Genomic DNA, 6,165 nt, shown 5'->3' with positions numbered 1-6,165 from the left:
GGCGGACTCCACTCGAACAAAAGTCGATAAATGACAAAGGCTGATACATTAATGATTGTTGGCGCACGTCGATAAGACCCTGCATGAAGGGTGACGCACGAACCGCTGTCTGCGGTTTTCACGGATCTTTCAAACGATCGCGACTTCACGCAGTCTGAAAGATTTCGTGTTCATGCCTGACCAGGATCGTTTGAAACGATCAGGACCGCGGATCATAGCCTAAACTGAGCAAGAGATCTTCTGTTTCTCACAGATTCTTCCCGATTTATCCACAGGACTTTCCAGGAAAGGATAAGTGTAATCGATCCTGGGGAACTCCTGTACGCTTTCGCGCGCATATTGAAAAAATTAATAGGTAAAGGTGAGCAGACGCCTAAAAGATCGCATAAAGATCCAGGGCGATCCTTGCGCTTTACCTGGCAGTCCGTATAATTCTCCACCCGTCGCGCAATGCCCGTCATATGGCGTCAACGCTGCTTATTTTCCGCACAAAAAGGCGTGGAAAATCGCGGGAAAATAAGGAAAGAGAATTGACTCCGGAGTGTACAATTATTACAATCCGGCCTCTTTAATCACCCACACTGTGGCGTAAGTCGTTCAAAGTTTGTTCGGGTATACGCAAAAGTCAGTGAATTTATTCAAGTTTAGGTAGAAATCGCCATGAAACGCACTTTTCAACCGTCTGTACTGAAGCGCAACCGTTCTCACGGCTTCCGTGCTCGTATGGCTACTAAAAATGGTCGTCAGGTTCTGGCACGTCGTCGTGCTAAAGGCCGCGCTCGTCTGACCGTTTCCAAGTAATAAAGCTAACCCCTGAGTGGTTAAGCTCGCATTTCCCAGGGAGTTACGTTTGTTAACTCCCGCTCATTTCACATTCGTCTTCCAGCAACCTCAACGGGCTGGCACGCCGCAAATCACCATCCTCGGCCGCCTGAATTCGCTGGGGCATCCCCGTATCGGTCTTACCGTCGCCAAGAAAAATGTTCGACGTGCGCATGAACGCAACCGGATTAAACGTCTGACGCGTGAAAGCTTCCGTCTGCGCCAGCATGAACTTCCTGCAATGGATTTCGTGGTGGTGGCGAAAAAAGGGGTTGCCGACCTCGATAACCGTGCTCTCTCGGAAGCGTTGGAAAAATTATGGCGCCGCCACTGTCGCCTGGCTCGCGGGTCCTGATAGCCCTTATTCGGGTCTATCAACGCCTGATCAGTCCGCTGCTTGGGCCGCATTGTCGTTTCACGCCAACGTGCTCAAGCTACGGAATTGAGGCATTGCGCAGGTTTGGAGTGATAAAAGGCAGTTGGTTGACGGTGAAACGCGTATTAAAATGCCACCCTTTACACCCTGGTGGTGACGATCCCGTCCCGCCCGGACCATTTGATACCAGAGAACACTAACGATGGATTCGCAACGCAATCTTTTAGTCATCGCTTTGCTGTTCGTGTCTTTCATGATCTGGCAAGCCTGGGAGCAGGATAAAAATCCGCAACCTCAGACTCAACAGACCACGCAGACAACGACCACCGCAGCGGGTAGCGCCGCCGACCAGGGCGTACCAGCCAGTGGCCAGGGGAAAATGATTACGGTGAAAACCGATGTGCTTGATTTGACTATCAACACCCGTGGTGGTGATGTCGAGCAGGCCTTGCTCCCGGCTTACCCGAAAGAACTGGGTTCCAACGAACCGTTCCAGCTGCTGGAAACCACCCCGCAGTTTATCTATCAGGCGCAAAGCGGCCTGACAGGCCGCGACGGCCCGGATAACCCGGCGAACGGCCCGCGTCCGCTGTACAACGTCGAGAAAGATGCGTTTGTACTGGCCGACGGTCAGAACGAACTGCAGGTTCCGATGACTTATACTGACGCCGCAGGCAACACGTTTACCAAAACGTTTGTCTTTAAGCGTGGCGATTATGCGGTTAACGTGAACTATAGCGTGCAGAACACCGGCGAAAAACCGCTGGAAGTCTCCACCTTTGGTCAGTTAAAACAATCCGTCAACCTGCCTCCTCATCGCGACACCGGCAGCAGCAACTTTGCGCTGCATACGTTCCGCGGCGCAGCGTACTCCACGCCGGATGAGAAGTATGAGAAATACAAATTCGACACCATTGCCGATAACGAAAACCTCAACGTCAGCTCCAAAGGCGGTTGGGTGGCAATGTTGCAGCAGTATTTCGCTACCGCATGGATTCCGCGTAACGACGGCACCAACAATTTCTACACCGCCAATCTGGGCAACGGCATTGTCGCTATCGGCTATAAAGCGCAGCCGGTACTGGTACAGCCAGGCCAGACTGGCGCGATGACCAGCACCCTGTGGGTCGGCCCGGAAATTCAGGATAAAATGGCGGCTGTTGCACCGCACCTGGATTTGACCGTGGACTACGGCTGGTTGTGGTTCATCTCTCAGCCGCTGTTCAAGTTGCTGAAGTGGATCCACAGCTTTGTGGGCAACTGGGGCTTCTCCATTATCATCATTACCTTTATCGTTCGCGGTATCATGTACCCGCTGACTAAAGCGCAGTACACGTCAATGGCGAAGATGCGTATGCTGCAGCCGAAAATTCAGGCGATGCGCGAACGTCTTGGCGATGATAAACAGCGCCAAAGCCAGGAGATGATGGCCCTGTACAAAGCGGAGAAGGTTAACCCGCTGGGCGGCTGCTTCCCGCTGATCATCCAGATGCCTATCTTCCTGGCGTTGTACTACATGCTGATGGGTTCCATTGAACTGCGTCATGCTCCGTTCGCGCTGTGGATTCATGACCTGTCCGCACAGGACCCGTACTACATTCTGCCGATCCTGATGGGCGTAACGATGTTCTTCATTCAGAAGATGTCGCCGACCACCGTGACCGACCCGATGCAGCAGAAGATCATGACCTTTATGCCGGTCATCTTTACGGTGTTCTTCCTGTGGTTCCCGTCAGGTCTGGTGCTGTACTATATCGTCAGCAACCTGGTCACCATCATTCAGCAGCAGCTGATCTACCGTGGTCTGGAGAAGCGTGGCCTGCATAGCCGCGAGAAGAAAAAATCCTGATTCGGTGTAGGCCGGATAAGGCGAAGCCGCCATCCGGCAAGGCGCGCCGGTCAGCCTGATGGCGCTAACGCTTATCAGGCCTACAATCAAAAGGCGGTCATATGACCGCCTTTTTTATTGCAACAAAGTTGAGACTAACCATGAGCCATAACGACACTATCGTCGCCCAGGCAACCCCACCGGGACGCGGTGGCGTGGGTATCCTGCGTATCTCTGGTCTGAAAGCGCGTGACGTTGCGCAAGAGGTGCTGGGCAAGCTGCCGAAGCCGCGCTATGCCGACTACCTGCCGTTTAAAGACGTTGACGGCAGCGCGCTGGATCAGGGTATTGCGCTGTGGTTCCCCGGCCCGAACTCCTTCACCGGTGAAGATGTGCTGGAGCTACAAGGGCACGGCGGTCCGGTGATTCTGGACCTGCTGTTAAAACGTATCCTGACGCTTCCAGGCGTGCGCATTGCCCGACCGGGCGAGTTCTCCGAGCGAGCGTTCCTCAACGATAAGCTCGATTTAGCCCAGGCGGAAGCCATTGCCGACCTGATCGATGCCAGTTCCGAACAGGCGGCGCGTTCGGCGCTAAACTCGTTACAGGGGGCATTTTCCGCCCGCGTTAACCACCTTGTGGAAGCACTTACTCACCTGCGAATCTACGTCGAAGCGGCTATCGATTTTCCGGATGAGGAGATCGACTTTCTCTCTGACGGCAAAATCGAAGCGCAGCTCAATGGTGTCATCGCCGATCTTGACGCCGTGCGCACCGAAGCGCGCCAGGGCAGCCTGCTGCGCGAAGGGATGAAGGTAGTGATTGCCGGACGCCCGAATGCCGGGAAATCCAGCCTGCTGAATGCGCTGGCAGGCCGTGAAGCGGCCATTGTTACCGATATCGCCGGCACCACGCGCGACGTGTTGCGCGAGCATATTCACATCGACGGGATGCCGCTGCATATCATCGATACCGCCGGACTGCGCGACGCCAGCGACGAAGTTGAGCGTATCGGCATCGAACGCGCCTGGCAGGAGATTGAACAGGCCGATCGCGTGCTGTTTATGGTGGATGGCACCACGACGGACGCCGTTGACCCTGCCGACATCTGGCCGGACTTTATCGCCCGTCTGCCCAAAAATCTACCGATTACCGTGGTACGTAACAAGGCGGATATCACCGGCGAAACGCTGGGTATTAGTGAAGTAAACGGTCACTCACTGGTTCGCCTCTCGGCGCGTACCGGCGAAGGCGTCGACGTGTTGCGTAACCACCTCAAGCAAAGCATGGGGTTTGATACCAATATGGAAGGCGGCTTCCTGGCCCGTCGCCGTCACCTACAGGCGCTGGCGGAAGCCGCTGAACACCTTGAGCAGGGCAAAGCGCAGCTATTAGGCGCATGGGCGGGGGAACTGCTGGCGGAAGAGTTGCGCCTGGCGCAGCAAAGCTTAAGCGAGATTACCGGCGAGTTTACCTCCGACGACCTGCTGGGACGGATTTTCTCCAGCTTCTGTATTGGTAAGTAAGTTTTAGTCCATCCTCGTCCGTGAACGTTCACTAACCCGCATTAACTGCCTGTTAATGCGGGTTTTTACTTTCCATACTCGTCCATAGTCGTGCGGGTTCATCCGCGATTTTTGTGTCCTGAATTGTCCCCATCTTTAAATCCCTCGTGTACCATTGTTTACTTTTTGATCTAAAAATTACATCAAATGAACACCAAAAACGGTATAAAAAACGCTCAAATATCCCTTCTCATGGACACACTATAGAGGTGAGATATGGCACTTTCAGATACCAAATTACGCACACTTGCTCCCAGAAACCGCCCCTGGCAACTTGCCGATCATGACGGGTTGGTGATTGAAGTTCTTCCCACCGGACGAAAAATCTGGCGTTTCCGCTACCGCTTTGACAACAAATCGCAACAGATCACGCTGGGCGAATACCCAGCTTTCTCACTTGCAGAAGCGCGGCTCTGGCGTGAAAAGTGCCGCTCACTGGTTGCCCATGGCATCAATCCCGCGCAGAAAAAGCAGGAAGAAAAGCTTAAACAGAAAGACCCAACGACAGTCAAAACATTCGCCAAACGCTGGCTGACCGATATCGTTGAAAAAAGTAACCGCGATCCGCGCAACATCACTCGCGTTATCGAGAAGGACATCATTCCCATCATCGGGAAGCTGGAACTCGAAGAACTCACAACTGCCCACATTCAGGTCGTGCTCGACCGTATCAAGCAACGAGGTTCGGATCACGTCGCGCTACTGACGCGAAACGTGCTTAAACGCATGCTGGCCTATGCGATTTCCAGGGGAATCATATTCAACAACCCGGCAGCCGCTATCGAGGCCCGTTATATCGCACAAGCAACAAGCCGCGACGTGGCGCTAACAGCAGAAGAGATCGGCATCCTGCTACGGGGGATATACACCTCTAATATGAACCGACGCCACAAGCTGGCCCTGCACCTGCTGATCATCTGCATGGTGCGTAAATCGGAATTGATTGAAGCAACATGGAGTGAAGTTAACTTCAACGCGCTGGAATGGCGTATCCCCGGCGAAAGAATGAAGATGGATAATCCACATATTGTTCCGCTGTCAAAGCAGGCGCTGGCGATGTTCGAAGAGCTAAAATTTCTGGCCGGAGATTCCCCTTACGTCTTCCCCAGCCGACACGGCTACCGACGTCCGATCTCCAAAACAACGCTGAACTGTGCGGTGCGTACGCTGGATCTGAACGTCAGGGATTTTGTTATTCATGACTTCCGGCGTACTGCCAGCACATTGCTACATGAGCAGGGCTACAACTCGGATTGGATAGAGAAATACCTGGCGCATAAGATCGGCGGCGTTCACGGTGTCTACAACCGTGCGGAGTACCTGAATCAGCGCCGGGAGATGCTTCAGTCTTGGGCTGATTTTGTTGATGCGCAGATTGAGACTGGAAGGAAGGTTATCATTGGACAATTCGGGAAGTCTTACAATGTAACCGTATGAATAATATGGAAAATATAACAATAATAGTTTCTGATTAGAATATACTATCTAACCGGTTGAAAAAGATGCACTTCTCAACCATAATAACATCACTCTTTAGCGTTAGGCTTTGATTTATAGCCTTGTCGAGCGTTTCG

At 53.1% G+C, this 6,165-nt stretch carries 7 protein-coding genes; all 7 read left to right on the top strand.

Translation table 11 applies throughout. The features are described from left to right. The first annotated feature begins 339 nt into the window (after positions 1-339). Entirely contained in the window at positions 340-432 is a 93-nt protein-coding gene (locus tag QEN31_RS25505) for a hypothetical protein (RefSeq protein WP_418142141.1), read from the top strand. A 228-nt stretch (positions 433-660) separates the two neighbouring features. Continuing rightward, positions 661-801 (top strand): 50S ribosomal protein L34, encoded by a 141-nt coding sequence (gene rpmH, locus QEN31_RS23665; protein ID WP_000831330.1) that lies wholly within the window; start codon positions 661-663, stop codon positions 799-801. A gap of 16 nt (positions 802-817) precedes the next feature. Beyond that, positions 818-1,177 carry a ribonuclease P protein component gene (gene rnpA / locus QEN31_RS23660; protein ID WP_000239725.1) on the top strand — a complete coding sequence of 120 codons (360 nt, stop codon included), beginning with the start codon at positions 818-820 and terminating at the stop codon, positions 1,175-1,177. Next, positions 1,141-1,398, top strand: coding sequence for a membrane protein insertion efficiency factor YidD (gene yidD / locus QEN31_RS23655; RefSeq protein ID WP_001307474.1), 258 nt, complete (start codon positions 1,141-1,143; stop codon positions 1,396-1,398). Before rnpA ends, yidD begins: the two co-directional genes overlap by 37 nt. Before the next feature lie 2 nt (positions 1,399-1,400). Beyond that, the gene (gene yidC, locus QEN31_RS23650; RefSeq protein WP_000378278.1) at positions 1,401-3,047 is read left to right on the top strand and encodes a membrane protein insertase YidC; all 1,647 of its coding nucleotides are present in this window, start codon (positions 1,401-1,403) and stop codon (positions 3,045-3,047) included. A gap of 140 nt (positions 3,048-3,187) precedes the next feature. Then, complete coding sequence (gene mnmE / locus QEN31_RS23645; protein WP_000019081.1) at positions 3,188-4,552, top strand: tRNA uridine-5-carboxymethylaminomethyl(34) synthesis GTPase MnmE; 1,365 nt, start codon at positions 3,188-3,190, stop codon at positions 4,550-4,552. 255 nt (positions 4,553-4,807) lie between these two features. Next, a complete protein-coding gene (locus tag QEN31_RS23640; RefSeq protein WP_074379275.1) occupies positions 4,808-6,028 on the top strand; it encodes a tyrosine-type recombinase/integrase in 1,221 nt (406 codons plus the stop codon). Positions 6,029-6,165: the final 137 nt, after the last annotated feature.

The organism is Salmonella sp. SA15303 (genome assembly GCF_029962125.1).
GTDB lineage: Bacteria > Pseudomonadota > Gammaproteobacteria > Enterobacterales > Enterobacteriaceae > Salmonella > Salmonella enterica.
The sequence above is the reverse complement of the archived record's forward strand: the minus strand, read 5'-3'. Positions and strand labels throughout refer to the sequence as shown.

Coding starts and splice junctions, on each gene's coding strand:
- rpmH (WP_000831330.1), top strand. CDS start 661: ATGAAACGCACTTTTCAACCGTCTGTACTGAAGCGCAACCGTTCTCAC.
- yidD (WP_001307474.1), top strand. CDS start 1,141: ATGGCGCCGCCACTGTCGCCTGGCTCGCGGGTCCTGATAGCCCTTATT.
- yidC (WP_000378278.1), top strand. CDS start 1,401: ATGGATTCGCAACGCAATCTTTTAGTCATCGCTTTGCTGTTCGTGTCT.
- mnmE (WP_000019081.1), top strand. CDS start 3,188: ATGAGCCATAACGACACTATCGTCGCCCAGGCAACCCCACCGGGACGC.
- QEN31_RS23640 (WP_074379275.1), top strand. CDS start 4,808: ATGGCACTTTCAGATACCAAATTACGCACACTTGCTCCCAGAAACCGC.